Here is a 17,569-nt window from a genome sequence, read left to right on the forward strand (position 1 = left end):
GCCATCAACCGGAATCGACCGTTGCCACGAGGCGAACCAGGCCGGGTGGTCACGACCGCTCGACGGTGCCGATCCGACGGGGTGTGGCGACCGATGGTCATGATCGCCCCCGGGTGGTGAAGGTGACCTTGCCGAGGCAGGTTCGTTCCCAGAAGGCGCGCACCGCGCGGGCGCCCGACGGCCACAGTTCCGGGTCGAACTCGATCACCACGGTGACGTCGCCCAGGTAGGGCTGGGGGTCGTGGCGGTGGAGGGCGTCCAGGCCGTGGCGGAAGAGTTCATGGCGTTGTGCGCCTTCGGCACCGAGGTGGGCGAGGCGTTGCGCGGCCGGTTGCTCGGCCAGGGCGCGCAGGCGGTCGGTGACGCCGGGGGTCGGGCCTTCCTGGCCGGGGTAGGCGAGGCGGCCCGGGGGCACCGCGTCCGGGGAGACGGCCAGGATGGACTCGACGGCGGCGGCCAGGTCGGGCTCGGGGATCGGGCCGGGGCCGCCCAGGGCGCGGGTGAACAGGTACTCGGCCAGCAGGTCGTCGCCGACGGCGGCCGAGACAGGGCAGTCCACGTGCACGGTGAGGGACGGGACCGGGCGGCCGGACTCGGCCAGCACGCGGGCGATCTCCAGGGCCAGCAGGCCGCCGAGGTCGCGGCCGACCAGGGCCGGTGCCGGGTCGGTCAGGTGGGCCGTGTACTCGGCGGCCTGCCACTCGATCAGGGTGGTGGGGTCGGAGCGCAGGTACTCGGCGGGGTCGGCGATCACCAGGGCAGCGGCCGGTTCCCGGCCCGCGACCAGGGCGGGGTCGGCGAGGCCGGTGCCGTCGTGGACGGCGACCGTGGTGGGGGTGCCGGGGCGTAGCACGACGAAGGGGGTGGCCTCGGTCCGGGAGTCGCCGATGGAGTCCATAGTGGACAGTCCATCGGCGAGGATGCGGATGGTGGCGCCCTCCAGGAGGTCGCGCAGCATCCGGTCGAAGGGGACGGTGGCGGCGGCGGGGACCTCGTCGCGGATGCGGCCGACCAGCTGGGCGGCCAGCAGGGAGTCGCCGCCGAGGACGAAGATGTCCTGACCGCGGCCGACCTCGGGGACGCCGAGCACCTGGCCCCACACCTCGGCCAGGGCGGTCTCCACGTCGCCGACGGGGCGTTCGGTCGCGCCCGCGCCGGAGCCCTCGGCGGGGTCCATGGCGCGCATGGCCTTCAGCGCGCCGCGGTCGAGCTTGCCGTTGCGGGTGACCGGCAGGTCGTCCAGGACGGTCAGCGAGGCGGGCAGCATATAGGCGGGCAGGCGGGCGGCGAGGTGGCGTTCCAGTTCCGGAGTGGACACCGGGGCGCGGTCCGACTTGAACCGGGCCGCGAACACGTGCATGCCGATGGAGTCCAGTGCCCGGTCCGCCTCGGACAGGCACACCGCGGGCTCGGCACCGCAGTCGGCGAGCACCTGGCGCCACTGGTCCAGGGCGACGAAGGTCTCGTCCTGGCCGCCGCGCACGTCCTCGAAGTCGCCCGCGGTGGCGTCGAAGAGGAACTCCATCGAGGTGAGGATCTGGTAGTTGTCCTTCGTGGTCTCGATGAACACCAGCCAGCCGCCGGGCCGCAGCAGCTCGCGCAGCCGCGCCACCGCGTGTTCGACGTTCTTGGCGTAGTGCAGCACGTTCGCGCACAGCACGACGTCGTAGCCGTTCGGCGGCTGCCCCTGGGAGGCGTTGTCGATGTTCAGGTCGAACAGTCCGTAGTCGACCCACGGGTGCCGCTCGCCGAACCGCTCGCGCGCCGCGTTCAGGAAGAACGACGACACGTCCGTGAACAGGTAGCGCACCGGATACGGGTCGAGCGCGGGAATCAGGTCGATGCTGGTGCCGCCGACACCCGCGCCCACCTCCAGCACCCGCAACGGGTCCTCGCCCGCGTGCGAGCGGGCGAGTTCCACCACGGTGGACACGACGAGCCGGTTGACCGCCTTGCTCAGGAAGTTCCCCTGGTAGGCGGACTCCTGGATGTCGAGGCTGCCCTCCGGGAACAGCAGCCGCACCGGGTCGGTCTCGTCGGCGAGCAGGGTCGGCAGGTGCTCGGTCGCGGTGCGGAAGTACTCCACCAGCTCGGGCCGGTGGCCGCCGTCCGGCAGCAGCTCGTACACCCGCGCCCACGCCGCCGCCACGTCCGCAGGCGTCACCGACGGCACACCGGTCAGCCTGCCGTCCGCCGAGCGCATGACGCCGTTGCGGGTCAGGGCCTTGACCCATCGGCGGACGAGGCGCGCGTGCTTGGGCGCGACCCTGGCGGTGGTGACGATCTCGTCGAAGGTGTGCGCCGACTCGGGTGTGGCGAACAGGCCCTGGCCGCGCAGCGCGGAGATCATGGCCAGCAGGGCGGTGCGGTCCAGCTCGGCCGCGAAGGCGACCGCGCTCTCGGCGTCCATCTCCGCGCGCACGGCCGCGATCTCGGCCCCAGCGCCCGCCCGCAACCGGGCCACCAGCTCGGCGGGGTCGGCCGCCTCGGCGGGCGCGGTCTCCACGAACGCGGCCAGCCTGCGCTCGAACGGGTTGTCGCCCTCGACCAACGCGACCGCGCCGCCGACGGCCTCGTGCGCCAGCAGCGCGACCTCGATCTCGGCCAGCTCGATCCGGTGGCCGCGGATCTTGACCTGGTCGTCCTCGCGGCCCAGGAACTCGATCGTCCCATCCGGCCAGTAGCGACCCAGGTCGCCGGTGCGGTAGAGGCGCTCGCCGGTCACCGGGTGCGACCGGAACCGGTGGGCGGTCTGCTCGGCGTCACCGAGGTAGCCCTCCGCCACTCCCGCGCCGCCGATCCACAGCTCGCCGATAGTCCAGTCAGGACAGTCCTGGTCGGACTCGTCCAGCACGTGGAAGGTCTGGTTGGCCATGGGCTTGCCGTAGGGGATGGATGTCCACCGAGGATCGACAGTGCCGATCGGGTGCAGGATGGACCAGATCGAGGCCTCCGTGGCGCCGCCCATGCCGACCAGCTCCAGCCCCGGCACGCGGGCACGGGCCTGGTCGGGGAGCGGAACGGGGATCCAGTCGCCGCTGAGCATCGCCAGGCGCAGGGACGGCAGGTCGACGCCCGCGTCCACGCGCAGGTAGTCGTGCAGCATCTGCAGCTGGGCGGGGACGGAGTTCCAGAGAGTGACGCTGTGCATGAGCAGCAGGTCCACCCAGTGCGACGGGTCGCCGCGCCGGTCCCGGTCGGGCAGGACCAGCGCGCCGCCCGCCGCGATCGGGCCGAACAGGTCGTAGACGGACAGGTCGAACGCCAGGCTCGCCAACCCCAACACCCGGTCCTCTGGACCGACCCCGAAGCGCCGGTTGACATCGCGCACGGTGTTGGCGGCGGCCCGGTGGGCGATCATGACGCCCTTGGGCCGACCGGTGGAACCCGAGGTGTGGATGACGTAGGCCAGGTCGGCGGGGTCACGCTCGGGCCGGGTCACCGCGGCCGGGTCGATCGCGGCCAGCTCGTCCACCACGATCACCTCGGCACCACCCGAGGTCTCGACGACGAGATCGGCCGTCGCCTTCGTCGCCAGCGCGTACCGCACACCGGCACCGGTGAGAACCGTGGCGATGCGCGCGGCAGGCTGCGTCGGATCCACCGGCACATACACGCCACCGGCGAGCAACGCGCCGAGCACGCCGACCGGCTGCTCCCACCCGGTCTCCATCACCACACCGACCAGGTCCCCCGGCCGCACACCGCGCTCCAGCAGCGCGGCCGCCACGGCGGAGGCCCGGCCCAGCAACTCGCCGCAGGTGACCGTGCGGTCGGAGGTGAGCACGGCCGGGCGGTCCGGTGCGCGCAGACACCGGGCGACGACGTCGTCGTGCAGCAAGGTATCCGGCTCGGTGTACACGGTGTCGTTGACCGCGCGCCGCACCTCCCGCTGCCGTTCGGGCAACGGAATCGACGTCGTCTCGGACCACGCTACGGCCGAGGAAGCCAGCGAGCGCACGAGATCACCGAACGCGGCGAACATGTCCTCGACCACGCCGTCCGGGAACACGCCCGCGCGGACGTCCCAGTTGACCGTCAGCCCGCCGTCGCGTTCCAGCGCCTGGCAGTCGATCCACACCTGCGGGGTCTGGCTGATCCCGGCACCGAGCGCGCCCGCCTCCTGGGCGGGCTCGTCCAGCTTGTCCAGGTCGCCCAGCCCGAGCGCGCTGGTGAACACCACCGGCATCAACGCGGCGTCCTGGCCACGGCGGCGGGCGACCTCGCGCAACACCTCGACCCCGCCGACGAGCCGGTGGTCCAAGTGCTCCCACAGCCGCGCTTGCACACCTTGCGCCCGCTCCCCGAAGGAACCGGACACTCCGGAGTCATCGGAGTCCAGGTCCAGCAGCACGACCGAGGTGAAGTCCCCGACCAGCCGGTCCACCTGCGGGTGCAGCGGCAGCCGGTTGAGCAGGGTCAGGTTGAGGGTGAACCGCCGCTTGCGGCTCCACCGGCCGATCACCGCCGCGTAGCAGGCGAGGACGGCGGTCGACGGGCTCAGGCCGTGCTCGCCCGCGTGCGCCCGCAGCGCCGCGTAGGCCGCGCGGTCCAGGGTCAGTTCGTGGCGGCGGAACCGGACCCGGTCGCCGCCGCGATCGCCGCGCACGGGCAGGTCGGGCGCGGGCGGCAGGTCGTCGATCAGGTTCCACCAGTAGGCGCGGTCGCGTTCGTGGGCGCGGGTGCCGCGCAGGCGCCGCTCGGCGGCCAGGTAGTCGCGGAAGGTGATGTCCAGGGCGGGCAGCGGCTCGGCCGGGTGGTGGTAGAGCCTGGTGAACTCGCCGAGCAGGACCTGGATGCTGACGTAGTCGGCGATCAGGAAGTCCACCGAGATGTGCAGGACCGCGCCGCCGTCGCCCCGGGTGACCCGCACCCCGAACAGCGGCCACTCGCGCGGGTCGTAGACGTGGTGGTCCAGCTCGGCCCGGGTCGCGGCCACCGCGCTGTCCAACGCCTCGGCACCTCGACCGCGAACGTCCACGGCGGGCACCGACAGCACGGCCTCGGGCAGCACGCGCATGGCGGTGCCGTCGTCGACCATCGCGCGCAGCATGTCGTGCCGCTCGACCAGGGCCTGCCAGGCCGCCGTGACCCGCTCCGGCTCCAGGTCGGCGAACCGCAGCTCGCCGTAGGCGTGGCAGCCGACGCCGCCGTAGGCGAAGGCGGAGCCGCGACCCAGCAGGTAGGAGGCCTGGATGTCGGTCAGCGGGAACGGCTCGAACCGGGCGGGCTCGTCGTGGGTGGCGGTGGCGAGCGCGCCAAGGTGCTCGGCGATGGCGGACTTGTGCTCGCGCAGCCGGGCCCGCAGGTCGTCCCCGAGGGCGCCGCGCGCGGCCCGGAACCGGACCTGCCCGTCCGCCACCCACAGCTCCACCCCGGCCGCCTCCGCCTCGGCGACCAGCGCGGCGATGGTCCCGTTCGCCGTCCCATCGAGTCGGGTGGGCGGGTGGGTGGATGTGGACCCGTCCGGGTGGGTGGATGTGGACCCGTCCGGGTGGGTGGATGTGGACCCGTCCGGGTGGGTGGGCGTTGGCGTGACCGGGAGCGTGGACACCGCGTCGGTCTCGGTGGGGTTCACAGTTCGCCTTCCTCGTAGGTCTCGCCTGCCGGGTCGGACCCGGTCGCCGCCGCCCTGGCGGCCACCAGCCGGGCCTGCGCGGCCACGGTGGGCGCGGCCATCAGGTCGCGCAGGGTGAGCCGGACGCCGAAGGTCCGCCTGGCCCGCTCGACCAGCCGGGTGGCCAGCAGGCTGTCGCCGCCCAGGGCGAAGAAGCTCTCGTCGCGGCCGAGCGCGCCGCAGCCGAGCAGGTCGGTCCACAGCTCGGCGATGGCCAGCTGCAGCGCGCCCTCGGGGGCCGCCGACCCGGTGGCCCGGGTGCCGGTCGCGGCGGTGGCCAGCGCGGCGCGGTCGACCTTGCCGTTGCGGGTCAGCGGGATCTCGTCGAGCACCAGCACGGTGGCGGGCACCATGTAGTCCGGCAGCCGCTCGGCCAGGTGCGCGCGCAGCGCCTCGGTGTCCAGTCCGGACGCGTCGGGCACGACGGCGGCGGCGAGCCTGCGCACCGGTTCGCCGACGACCAGCGCGACCGCCCGGTCCACCCCGGGGTGTCCGCGCAGCGCGGCCTCGACCTCGCCCAGCTCGATGCGGTGGCCGCGCACCTTGACCTGCTGGTCGACCCGGCCGAGGAACTCCAGCGTGCCGTCCGGCCAGTAGCGGCCCAGGTCGCCGGTGCGGTACCAGCGGCCGTCCGCCGTGGTGACGAACCGGGACGCGGTGGTCTCCGGGTCACCGTGGTAGCCACGGGCCACGCCCGCGCCGCCGATCCACAGCTCCCCCGGCACCCGGTCCGGTCTGTCCCGCCCGTCCGCCACCACGCGGAACCGCTGTGCGCGCAACGGAGTGCCGTACGGGATGGACGTCCAGTGCGCGGGGACCTCGTCGACGACGTGGAAGTTGGACCAGATCGCCGCCTCGGTGGCACCGCCCATGGCGACCAGCACGCAGCCGCCGGTGTGCGCGGCGACCCGGCCGGGCAGGTCAAGGCCGACCCAGTCGCCGGACACCAGCGCCAGCCGCAGCCCGGTCGGGGCGGGTCCGGCGTCGGTGGCGGTCAGCATGTCCAGCAACGCGGGCGCCGAGTTCCACACGGTCACCCCGTGCTCGGCGATCAGCGCCCGCCAGGCGGGCGCGTCGGCGCGGTGGTCCTCGTCCACCAGCACGACCGCGCCGCCGACCGCGAGCAGGCCGAACACGTCGTAGACGGACAGGTCGAAGCCGAGCGAGGACACGGCCAGCACCCGGTCGTCCGGTCCGACGCCGAAGCGGTCGTTGATGTCGGCGACGGTGTTCCAGGCGGCGGCGTGGTCGACCTCGACGCCCTTGGGCTCACCGGTGGAGCCGGAGGTGAAGATGATGTAGGCGGGGTCGCGCGGGTCGGTGGGCGCGGGCGGCCCGAACGGCTCGGCGGTGTCCGATGGACGGACCAGCGCGATCCCGCCCGGCAGGGGGTCGGTCGAGGCGGTGATCACGGCGCGGGCCCCGGCGGTGATCAGCATCCGGTCGCGACGCTGCGCGGGCTGGTCGACCCCGATCGGCACATACACCCCGCCCGCGTGCAGGACGCCGAGCACGGCCGCGATCTGGTCGGCGCCCCGCGCCAGGTTGACCGCGACGCGGTCACCACCGGTCACGCCCGCCGCGCGCAGCGACCCGGCGATCCGGTCGGCCCGCTCGCGCAGGGCCCCGTAGGTCAGGGAACCGCCGGACCACGCCAACGCGACCCGGTCCGGCTCGGCGGCGGCGCGGTCGAGGAACCCGGTGTGCAGCAGGCGTTGCGGGACTGGGTCCCCGGTGTCGTTGACCTGTGCCCGGATCCGGGCCTGCTCGGCGGGCAGCGGGATCACCAGCGGCTCCGACCAGTCGGCGTCCGGTGCGGCGATGTGGTCGAGCACCCGCCGGTAGGCGGCGAACATGGTGTCGAGCACGTCGTCGGGGAACAGGTCCTCGACCGCGTCCCAGTTGAGCAGCAGGCCGCCGTCGTGCTCGGTGACCTGGTGGTCCAGCCACACCTGCGGGGTCTGGGAGAGCCCGCCGGAGTACTCGCCGAACGGGGTGCGCAGCGAGAAGGGCCGGTCCGACACCGCCGCCATGCCGATCGTGCTGGTGAACACCACCGGCACCGGCACGTCCATCCGCTCGTGGTGCGCGGCCAGGTCCCGCAGCACGGAGACGCCCGAGTAGGCGCTGTGCTCCATGTCGGACCACACGCGTTCCTGCATGCGCCGGGCCGCGCGGGCGAACGGCTCCCCCGCTTCCGGCTCGTGCGCGACCAACAAGAGAGAGGTGAAGTCGCCGACCACGCGGTAGATGTCCGGGTGCAGGTCGGGGCGGTCGAACAGGGTGAAGTTGAGGGTGAACGACGGGTCCGCGCTCCAGTTCGCGATGACGGCGGCGAACGCGGTGGCCACGACCGTGGACGGGGTCACGCCCCGGGCGGCCGCGCGCTCGCTGATCGCCTGCCACGCGGTCGCCGACAACCGGCCTTCGCGGCGGGTGAACCGGGGAGTGGTCAACTCCTCGGGTTGACGTGCCAGCGGGAGGCGTGGTCCCAACGGCAGTGTGGGGACGCGGTCCAGCCAGTACCGGCGCGCGCGCTCGACGCGGTCGGTGTCGGGGGCGCCTGCGAGCACGCAGTCGCGGAAACTGACCCCGATCCCAGGCAGGACCAGATCCGGATTCGCGTATCGCTCGGCCAATTCGCCGACGACGAGCATGATGCTCATCGCGTCCAAGGTCAGGAAGTCCAGCCCGATGCCGACCGTGGCGGTGCCGTCGGCGGCGGTGACCACGCGCAGGTCGAACAGCGGCCACTGATCGGGCGCGAAGACCCGGTGCGCCATGGCCTCCCGCATGCGCGCGACGGCCTCCGCTCCCCCGTGCGTGGTCTCGATGACGAACCCGGGCACCTCGGCGAGCACCCGCTGGTCGCCGTTGTCGTCGAAGATGGCGCGCAGCATGTCGTGCCTGCGGACGACCGCGTCCCACGCCCGGGTCAACCGGTCCACATCGACCGGCGCGCCGGTGAACTCCCAGTACCAGTGGGATCCGACGCCGCCGAGCGTGAACTCCGGGCTGCGGCCCAGCCAGTAGGCGCGCTGGACGTCGGTCGCGGGGAACGGCTCATACCGCTCGCCCGGTCGGGCCATCAACCCGGACGACGCGGCCGAAGTTGTTTCGTCGTCGACTTCCCGTGCCACCAAGCCTTCCGCGAGCGAACGCAAGGTCGGACGGGTGAACAGATCGGACAGTCGCACATCCGGGAAGCCGACTCCGCGCAACGCGGTCACGAGTCGGGTCGCGAGGAGACTGTTGCCGCCCAGGGCGAAAAAGTCGTCGTCGCGGCCCACGTTCTCCTTGCGCAGCAGATCCTGCCACAGCGCGGCGACCCGCTCCTCCACCGGTCCCTCCGGCGGCGCGGTCGGCGCGGCACCGTCGGAACCGGTCAGCAGCTCGGCCACGGCCCGGCGGTCGATCTTGCCGTTGGCGGTGAGCGGCAACGTGTCCACGCGCGCGATCCGGCGCGGCACCATGTGTTCGGGCAGCCGCGTCGACAGTTCCACGCGGACGGCCTCCGCGTCCCAGGTGACTGTTTCGACCGTATCCGTTCGGACCGTCACAGTGTCGACCGTGACCGCAGCAACGAGCGCAGGCGGACTGTCGCGGGTCAGCACGGCCACCGCCCGGGTCACCCCGGGCAGCGCGGTGAGCGCGGCGGCCACGTCGCCCAGCTCGACCCGGTGGCCGAGGATCTTGACCTGGGCGTCGACCCGGCCGAGGAACTCCAGCGTGCCGTCCGGGTGGAAGCGGGCCATGTCGCCGGTGCGGTACCAGCGGGTGCCGTCCCACTCCGGGAACCGCCGCGCGGTCAGCCCGGGATCGCCGCGATAGCCGGGGCCCACGCCGACGCCGCCGAGCAGCAGCTCACCGGGCACGAGGTCCGGCCGGTCGCGGTCGGCCGCGTCGACCACCCTGGTGAGCTGGTTGCGCAGCGGCGCGCCGTAGGGGATCGAGCGCCAGCCCGCCGGGATCCCGGCGACCTCGTGCCAGGTGGAGTGGATGCCCACCTCGGTCGCGCCGCCCAGCGCGACGAACCGGCACCCGGGCGCCAGGGCCAGCAGCCGGTCGTGGAGGTCGAGGCCGACCCAGTCGCCGCCGACCATCGCCAGCCGCAGCGGCAGGCGGACCTGCCGGGCCTCGGCGGTGACCAGCAGCATGTCCAGCAGCGCGGGCACGGATGTCCACACGTTCACCCGGTGCGCGAGCACCAGCTCCAGCCAGCGGTGCGCGTCCTTGCGGTGCTCGGGCTCGACCAGCACCAGGGAGCCGCCGACCGACAGGAAGGCGAAGATGTCGTAGACCGACCAGTCGTGGTCCAACGCGGACAGCGCGAACCCACGCGACTCGCCGGTGACGCCGAACCGGTCGCCGATGTCCTCCACCGTGTTCATCGCGGCCCGATGCGTCATCTCCACGCACTTGGGCTCACCGGTGGAGCCGGAGGTGTAGATGACATAAGCCAGGTCGTCCGCGTCCGCAGGCACCGGTTCGGCCGGTTCGGCTCTCTCCGAATCGGACAATACGAACACGGGGACGTCGTCGCCCGCGTCGATGTCGGAGTCCGCGAGAACGAACCGGGCCCGCGCGACCCGGTGCACGGCGGCCCGGCGCGCGGCGGGAACCTCGACCCCGACCGGCAGGAACACGCCCCCGGCGAACAGGATCCCCAGCACCGCCTCGAACTGGCCGGCCCCCTTCGGCAGCGTCACCGCCACCACGTCGCCGCGTTCCAGCCCGGCCGCGCACAGCATCCCGGCGACCCGGCGGGCGCGTGCGGCCAGCTCGCCGTAGCCGATCTCCCGGCCGTGTGCGACCAAGGCCGGACGATCGGGATCACTGTCGACGGCGGCCAGGAAGCCTTCCTGCAGCACGGTCCGCCGCTGCGGCCCCTCGGTCGCGTTGACCTCCGCCCGACGCGCCACCGCCTCGGCGGGCACCAGGCACGGCACCGGTCGGTGCCAGTCGGAACCGGGCTCGGCCAACCAGTCCAGCAGGGAACGGTAACCGGCGAACATCGCGTCGAGGACGCCGTCGGGGAACAGCTCCTCGATGGCGTCCCAGTTCAGCAGCAGGCCGCCCGCGTCCTCGGTGACCTGGTGGTCGAGCCACACCTGCGGCGCCTGCGAGATGTTCCAGCCCGCGTCGCCGAAACAGGACCGCACCTGCGAGGTGAACAGCTCGCCCAGACCGATGGCGCTGGTGAACACGACCGGCGCGATCGCCTGTCCCCCGCGTTGGCGACCGAGCTCGCGCAGCACCTCCAGCCCGGACACCGCCGAGTTCGCGGTGTCGGCGGTCAACCGTGCCTGCACCGCCCGCGCGGTGTCGGCGAAGGACGGGCCGCCGGTCTGCACGGCCACGATCAGCAGGTTGGTGAAGTCGCCGACCAGGTGCGCCACATCGGGGTGCAGTAGTTCACGGTCGAACAACGGCACGTTCAGCACGAAGTCCGGTTCCGCGCTCCACGCGGCGACGGTCTCGGCGAACGCGGCGGCGAACATCATCGACAGCGTCACCCCGTGCCGGGCGGCGGCCACGGCCAGCACACCGCGCTCGTCCGGGGTGAGCCGGTGGAACCGCCGGGTGACGCGGCGGTCCTTGGTCAGCCGTGCGTCGGTGGAGCGGGGCAGCGCGGGCGGACCGGGCAGTCCGGCAACCCGCTCCTGCCAATACCGTTCCGCCGCCGCGCGCGCCGGGTCCGGGCGGGAGCGGCGGTCGGCGAGGTAGCGGCGGAAACTGTAGTCGATGGGCGGGAGCGGCTCGTCCGGGTCGGCGTAGAGGCAGGCCAGGTCGTGCAGGATGATCCGGAAGCTGAGCGCGTCGGCCACCAGCATGTCGAGGTTGAGATGCAGCCGCGCGGTGCCGTCGGGCAGCAGGGACAGCGCGATGTCCATGACCTCGCCCGCGCCAATGTCGAACCGGCGGTGTGAAAGCCTTTCGCGTACCGCTGCCAGTCCCGCGGTCACGCTTTCCTTGTCAAGAGCGCGGAAGTCGTGCACGGTGGTGCCCGACCACGGCGAGCGCGGTAGCACACGTTGACGACCGTCGTCGAGGATCTGCGCGCGCAGCATCGCGTGCCGCTCCAGCAACGCGCGCACCGCGGTGTCCAGGCGGGCGCGGTCGATCACGGCGCCGTCGAACTCGGCGTAGAAGTGCGTGGCCACACCGCCGAGGACGATGCTCTCGTCGCGGCCCACCCAGTAGGCGTGCTGCATGGTGGCCAGATCGAACGGTTCCAGGTCGTCGGCCGCGGCGGCTGCGTCGACCGGGGTGGGGGCCGCGGCGGTCTGCCCGCGCAGCAGCTCCCACCAGCCGTCCAGGGTCGGGCGGTCCATCAGGTCGGCGAACCGGACCTCGATCCCGGCCGCCCGCCAGCGGCTGGCCAGGACCATCACCTTCACCGAGTCCAGGCCGCAGGCGATCAGGTCCCCGGACGCGGCGTCCAACGCGCCCGGGTCCCCCACGGCGGCGCCGATGTCGGCCCGCAGCCGGTCAAGCGAGACCACCGGCGGCGCGAGGGGGTTGCGGGACATCCTGGCTCCTCGGGTCGACGTGCGGGGTGGCGGTGAGCTGGTGCGGGATCGGGCGCGGGCCGGGCACCGACGCGTCCGCGGTGGCGGCCGAGCGCTCCTTGAGCTGCTGAGCGAAGCGCATCCAGTCCTCGGCCATGCCGCGGGCGATGTCGGCCACCACGTACATGCAGTGCGTGGGGATGTCGTCGACGAACTCCTCCCAGCCGTCCGGGCCGGTGGTGCGCGCGTCAAGCCAGCGCAACAGCATCCGGCCGGACTGGCAGAAGCGCAGCGCCGGGTCGCGGCGCAGCCGCAGCATGATCGTGGTGCGGTCCGGGGCGACCGGGGCGCGGCGGCCGCGCTGGGCGGGCGGCACGGCCCGGGGCTGCTCGCCCGCCTCCGCGCCGCGCTGCCGCGGCGGCAACGGGTCGTCGCCGCGGCGCATCCGCTCGCGCACGTCCCGCGCGGTGGCCGGGGAGATGCCCGCGGACTTGGCGATCTCGCGCAGCGACGCCTCCGGCTGCGCGGCGATGATCTGGCTGGCGATGCGCCTGCCCTCTGCGCTGTTGAGCGGCCGCAACCGGCCGTCCCGCCCCATCCGCGCCTCCGGCTGGGGCAGCTCGTCCTCCATCCGACGGCGGATCGCGGCGATGGTCTTCGCGGCCAGTCCGGTCGCACCGGCGATGACCCGATCGGACCAGTGCGCGTGCGAACGGATCACCCGCTGCGCCGCGGACTCCCGGTCGGCCAGCGACAACGGCAGGCCGTGCGCGATGTTCGCCTGCACCGCCAGCACGAACGCCGCGTCCTCGCCGCCCTGGAAGAACCGGGCGTCGATGTGGTCGTCGCCGCGCAGCACGGCCGCGCGCAGCCGGTGCATGCCGTCGATCACGCGCATCGTGGGGCGGTGCACCAGGATCGGCGGCAGCGCGCCCTCGGTCTCGGCCAGCAGCCGGGCGTGTTCGAGGTTCTCGCCGTCGAGCCGGGGCGAGTCGGCGGGCAGCAGGGAAGCGACGTGCACCCGGCAGACCGGCCCGGACACGTCGTTGCCGGGTAGTGGAATCCTGCCTAATTCTTCGCTTTTCCCGGTCTCGACAGTCGGCATGTCCCAGGCCCCCCTTGTGACCAGTCGGATTGCTCGCCGTGTCCGGCCTTCGCGCTCGTTCGGCACCGCCGGTGATCCTGACCGGAGTGTCCACCTGAGAGCAATAGGCGACACGAGTGGATGCGCCGGGCGCGTCGACACCGCTGCGTGACTTCCGTTGCCGGGTACCGACTTCGACCACAGTGGACGGCGGAAATCCAGGCGGCGCAGGCAAACCCGGATACTGGGCCGATCGGCGCAGCAGCCGACGGCCGGGCGCGGGAGTCGCCGGACGAATCCGGCGTGGTACACCGGACGCCCCGGATCCGGGTACCCCGGGCGCGGACACCGCTCCGGTCGCACCGACCGGTTCGGACCGCCCGCGGCGACCGCCCATTCGGGTATGAATCCACTGTGGTCGGTTTCCCACCGGGGCCATTCATTACCGGGCAATTTCACACAGGTGAACCGCCGATCGGCCGCACCCGGCGACAACGATCTTGAATGGCGGCGATCCTTGGCCGCGAAATGCCCGGCCGACATCCTTGAGGAGCGCCCATGACCGCCGCCCGCGAGACCTACGACGCGGTGGGGATCGCCGCGCTGGAGGACCCCTACCCCGCCTACCGGGAGCTGCGCGCGGCGGGCCCGGTGGTGCCCGCGGGCCCCGGCACCTGGGCGGTCACCCGGCACGCGGAGGTGTCCGCGCTGCTGACCGACCCCCGGCTGGGGCACGAGTTCCCCGACCTGGTCTACCGGGCGTCCGGGCAGCCGGAGGAGGTCACCGACTTCTTCCGCGCCACCGTGCTCAACCGCGACGCCCCTGTGCACACCGCTCTGCGCCGGGCCATGGGCAGGCTGCTGAGCCCGCGCGCGATGGCGACGCTGCGGGAGCGGATCGACCGTCTGGTGGGCGAGCTGTTCGCGCGGATGGCCGAACACCCGACCGCCGACATCGTGGCCGACCTCGCCTACCCGCTGCCGGTGACCGTGGCCTCGGAGCTGCTGGGCATCCCGGCCGCGGACCGGGACATGGTCCGCCCGTACGCGGTCGCGCTGAGCCGCTCGTTCGGCACCGGGGTGCGCGCCGAGGGCGACCTGTCCGCGGCCGCGGCCGCGGTGCGCTGGCTACGCGACTACGTCCGCGCGCTGCTGGAGGACCGCACCGGCCGCGCGGGCGACCCGCTGGAGGGGGTGCTGGCCACCGCCGACGCGGGCCTGGGCATCACCGCCGACGACCTGGTGGACAACGTGATCTTCCTGTTCTTCGCCGGGTTCGACACCACGACCAACCTCATCGGCACCGGCTGCGCGACCCTGCTGCGGCGGCCCGACCAGCTGGCCCTGCTGCGCGCGCGGCCGGAGCTGGCCGGGTCCGCCGCCGAGGAGTTCCTCCGCCACGACGCCCCCATCCAGGCCACCGCCCGGGTCGCCACCGCGCCGCTGGCGGTCGGCGGGCGGACCATTCGACCGAACCGGCTGGTCGTGCTGCTGCTCGGCTCGGCCAACCACGACGAACGCCGGTTCGCCGAGCCCGAGCGGGTCGACATCACCCGCTCGCCCAACCCGCACCTGGGGTTCAGCGCGGGCCCGCACTTCTGCCTCGGTGCCGCGCTCGCCCGGATCGAGGCCGCGTCGGTGTTCACGCACGTCGCCGCGGCCGCCCGGTTCGAGTCCGCGGGCGCGCCCACGCGCCGGGAGCACACCAGCTTCCGCGGGTTCGAGACCGTGCCCGTGGCCATCGGCCGACCCGGGTGCTCGACCGGGAACGCCGGATAGCAGGTGCTCGTCGAGGCCGGGTCGAGGCGCGTTCAACCGGGGCAAAGGCTCAGTTGGCGGCCTTGCCCCCGGTGACCGCCACCGGCAGCGCCTTGATCCCGTTCATGAAGTTCGACGCCAGCCGCTCGGTCGGGCCCCGCCTGCGCAGCCCGCCCACGTGCGGGGCCAGCGCGCGCAGCAGGGCCACCGCCTCCGCGCGGGCCAGGTGGGCGCCAAGGCAGAAGTGCGGGCCGACGCCGAAGGACAGGTGCGGGTTGGGGTCGCGCGCCAGGTCGAGCAGGTGCGGGTCGGCGAACACCGACTCGTCGTGGTTCGCGGACAGGAAGTAGAGCACCACCTTGTCGCCCTCGGCGATCGCCTGGCCGTCCAGCACGGTGTCGCGCACGGCGGTCCGCCGGAACTGCATGATCGGGGTGATCCGGCGCAGCAGCTCGTCCACCGCGGTCGCGTGGTCGCCGCCCGGCCCCAGCGCGGCCCGCACCTCCGGCCGGTCGGCGGCCAGCTCCACGGTGCCGGACACCAGGTGGCGGGTGGTCTCGTTGCCCGCAACCACCAGCAGCAGCCACAGGTGGCAGAACTCGCGCTCGGTCAGCCGCCTGCCGTCGACCTCGGCCGTGACCAGCCTGCTGACCAGGTCGTCGCCGGGCCTGCGGCGACGGTCGGCCGCGGCGGCCAGCGCGTAGCCGAAGGCCTGTACGAAGGTCTGCTGGAACGCCGCGACGTCGCCGCCGCCGAACTCGGGGTCGTCGAAGCCGACCAGGTTGTTGCTCCAGTCGAACAGCAGCGCCCGGTCCTCGCGCGGCATGCCCAGCAGGTCGGCCAGCACCAGCAGCGGCAGGTCGGCGGCCAGGTCGGCGACGGCGTCGAACTCCCCGGCCGCGACCACCCGCCCGACCAGGGCGTGCGCGTGCGCCTCGATGGCGGCGCCGAGCTCGCGGACCGCGCGCGGGGTGAACGCGGCGGTGACCACGCGGCGGACGGCGGTGTGCTCGGGGGCGTCCATGCTGACCAGCAGCTGCCGGGTGCGCTCGGCGTCGGCGCGGGACTTGGGGTCGGTCAGGAAGGCGCCGCCCGCGGCGGAGGAGAACACCTCCGGGGCGCGGGAGGCCTCGCGGACGGCGGCGTAGCGGGTGACGGCCCAGAAGCCGTCCCCACGCTGGGTCACCGCGGTGCCGTCCGGGCGGTGCCGGACCAGCTCGGGCTCGTCCACCCAGCCCACCGGCTCGTGTGCGCGGCGGCGGGCGAACTCGGCCATCGGCGGCCCGGCCACGTAGCGGGCGGGGTCGGCCAGCAGGCTGCGGTCGATGGTGGTCACGCCAGGATCCCGTCCGCCTTGAGCAGCGGCAGGACGCCCTCGCCGAACCAGTAGGCCTCCTCCAGGTGCGGCTGCCCGGACAGCAACAGGTGGTCGACGCCCAGCGCGTGCAGCTCGGCGATCCGCTCGGCCACCTGCTCGTGGCTGCCGACCAGGGCCGCGCCCGCGCCCGGCCGCAGCATGGCGTAGCCCGCCCAGACGTTCGGGTGGACCTCCATCCGGTCGTCGGCGCGCGCCGACATGGCCGCCATCCGCCGCTGCCCCTCGGACTCGCTGCGCGCGAACCGGGCGCGCGCGGCCTCGACCTTGGCCGGGTCCATGCCCGCCACCAGCCGGTCGGCCTCCGCCCAGGCCTCCCGCTCGGTATCGCGGGCGATGACGTGGAAGCGGGTGCCGCAGCTCAGCCGCGCGCCCTTCGCCGCGGCCCGTTCCCGCACGCCCGCGATCAGCTCGCCCAGCTGCGGCGGGGACTCGCCCCAGGCCAGGTAGACGTCGCCCTGCGAGAGCGCCACGGACTGGGCGGCGGGCGAGGAGCCGCCCACGAAGATCGTCGGCTCGACGTCGGCAGGCTTGGCCAGCAGGGCCTCGGCGACCTGGTAGTGCTCGCCGGTGAAGGAGAACGGCTCACCCCGCCATACGCCGCGCAGCACGGTCAGGAACTCCTCGGCGCGGGCGAAGCGGGCGTCGTGGTCGAGCCAGTCGCCGTAGCGGCGCAGCTCGTCCGGGTCGCCGCCCGCCACGATGTTGAACATCAACCGGCCGCCGGACAGCCGCTGGAAGGTGGCCGCCATCTGGGCCACCGCCGTCGGCACGGTCACCCCGGGCCGCAGCGCGACCATGAACCGCAGCCGCTCGGTCTCCCTGGCCAGCACGGCCGCGGTGAGCCAGGCGTCCTCGCAGAACAGGCCGGTCGGGGTCAGCACGCTCTCGAACCCGAGCCGGTCGGCGGCCAGCGCGACCTGGGTCAGGTAGCCGATGTCCGGGTCGCGGCGGGCCGCGCGGGCGCTGGCGTGACCGGCGCGCGGCCGCCAGCCGATGTCGCGTCCGTCGCTGTGCGAGGGCAGGAACCAGTGCAGGTGCAGCGCCATCGGTCTCCCCGGATCTGTCGTGCCGACCGGCGTTCCCGCCGGGCCCACGGTAGGCAGGCGGCTAGGCAGCCGACCACGGCGCACAGCAGAATCTCCGGTGCGCCGACGCACCCACAAGCCCGACACCGCGCGACCTGAGAACCACCACCACCACCTGATTGCCTCGACGAGGGC

The 17,569-nt window shown here is 73.6% G+C and carries 6 protein-coding genes; 1 reads left to right on the plus strand and 5 read right to left on the minus strand.

All coding sequences use genetic code 11. From position 1 onward, the window contains the following. Window positions 1-97 precede the first annotated feature (97 nt). The 3 genes from C503_RS37535 to C503_RS0102380 are packed head-to-tail and all read right to left on the minus strand — an operon-like array spanning window position 98 to window position 13,234. Window positions 98-5,578, minus strand: coding sequence for a non-ribosomal peptide synthetase (locus C503_RS37535; RefSeq protein ID WP_018680597.1), 5,481 nt, complete (start codon window positions 5,576-5,578; stop codon window positions 98-100). Continuing rightward, complete coding sequence (locus C503_RS37540) at window positions 5,575-12,150, minus strand: non-ribosomal peptide synthetase (RefSeq protein WP_018680598.1); 6,576 nt, start codon at window positions 12,148-12,150, stop codon at window positions 5,575-5,577. Before C503_RS37540 ends, C503_RS37535 begins: the two co-directional genes overlap by 4 nt. Then, a complete protein-coding gene (locus C503_RS0102380) occupies window positions 12,110-13,234 on the minus strand; it encodes a ParB/RepB/Spo0J family partition protein (RefSeq protein WP_156892903.1) in 1,125 nt (374 codons plus the stop codon). The genes C503_RS37540 and C503_RS0102380 overlap by 41 nt, the downstream gene beginning before the upstream one ends. Before the next feature lie 537 nt (window positions 13,235-13,771). On the opposite strand from C503_RS0102380, the gene C503_RS0102385 reads away from it, so the two are divergent. Next, entirely contained in the window at window positions 13,772-14,992 is a 1,221-nt protein-coding gene (locus C503_RS0102385; protein WP_018680600.1) for a cytochrome P450, read from the plus strand. A 49-nt stretch (window positions 14,993-15,041) separates the two neighbouring features. Here the strand turns inward: C503_RS0102385 and C503_RS0102390 are convergent, their stop codons facing one another. After that, window positions 15,042-16,307, minus strand: a complete 1,266-nt coding sequence (locus C503_RS0102390; protein ID WP_018680601.1) for a cytochrome P450 — start codon at window positions 16,305-16,307, stop codon at window positions 15,042-15,044. After that, entirely contained in the window at window positions 16,304-17,395 is a 1,092-nt protein-coding gene (locus C503_RS0102395; protein ID WP_018680602.1) for an LLM class flavin-dependent oxidoreductase, read from the minus strand. The genes C503_RS0102390 and C503_RS0102395 overlap by 4 nt, the downstream gene beginning before the upstream one ends. Between the last annotated feature and the right edge of the window lie 174 nt (window positions 17,396-17,569).

The sequence above is a fragment of the Actinokineospora enzanensis DSM 44649 genome (assembly GCF_000374445.1).
GTDB lineage: Bacteria > Actinomycetota > Actinomycetes > Mycobacteriales > Pseudonocardiaceae > Actinokineospora > Actinokineospora enzanensis.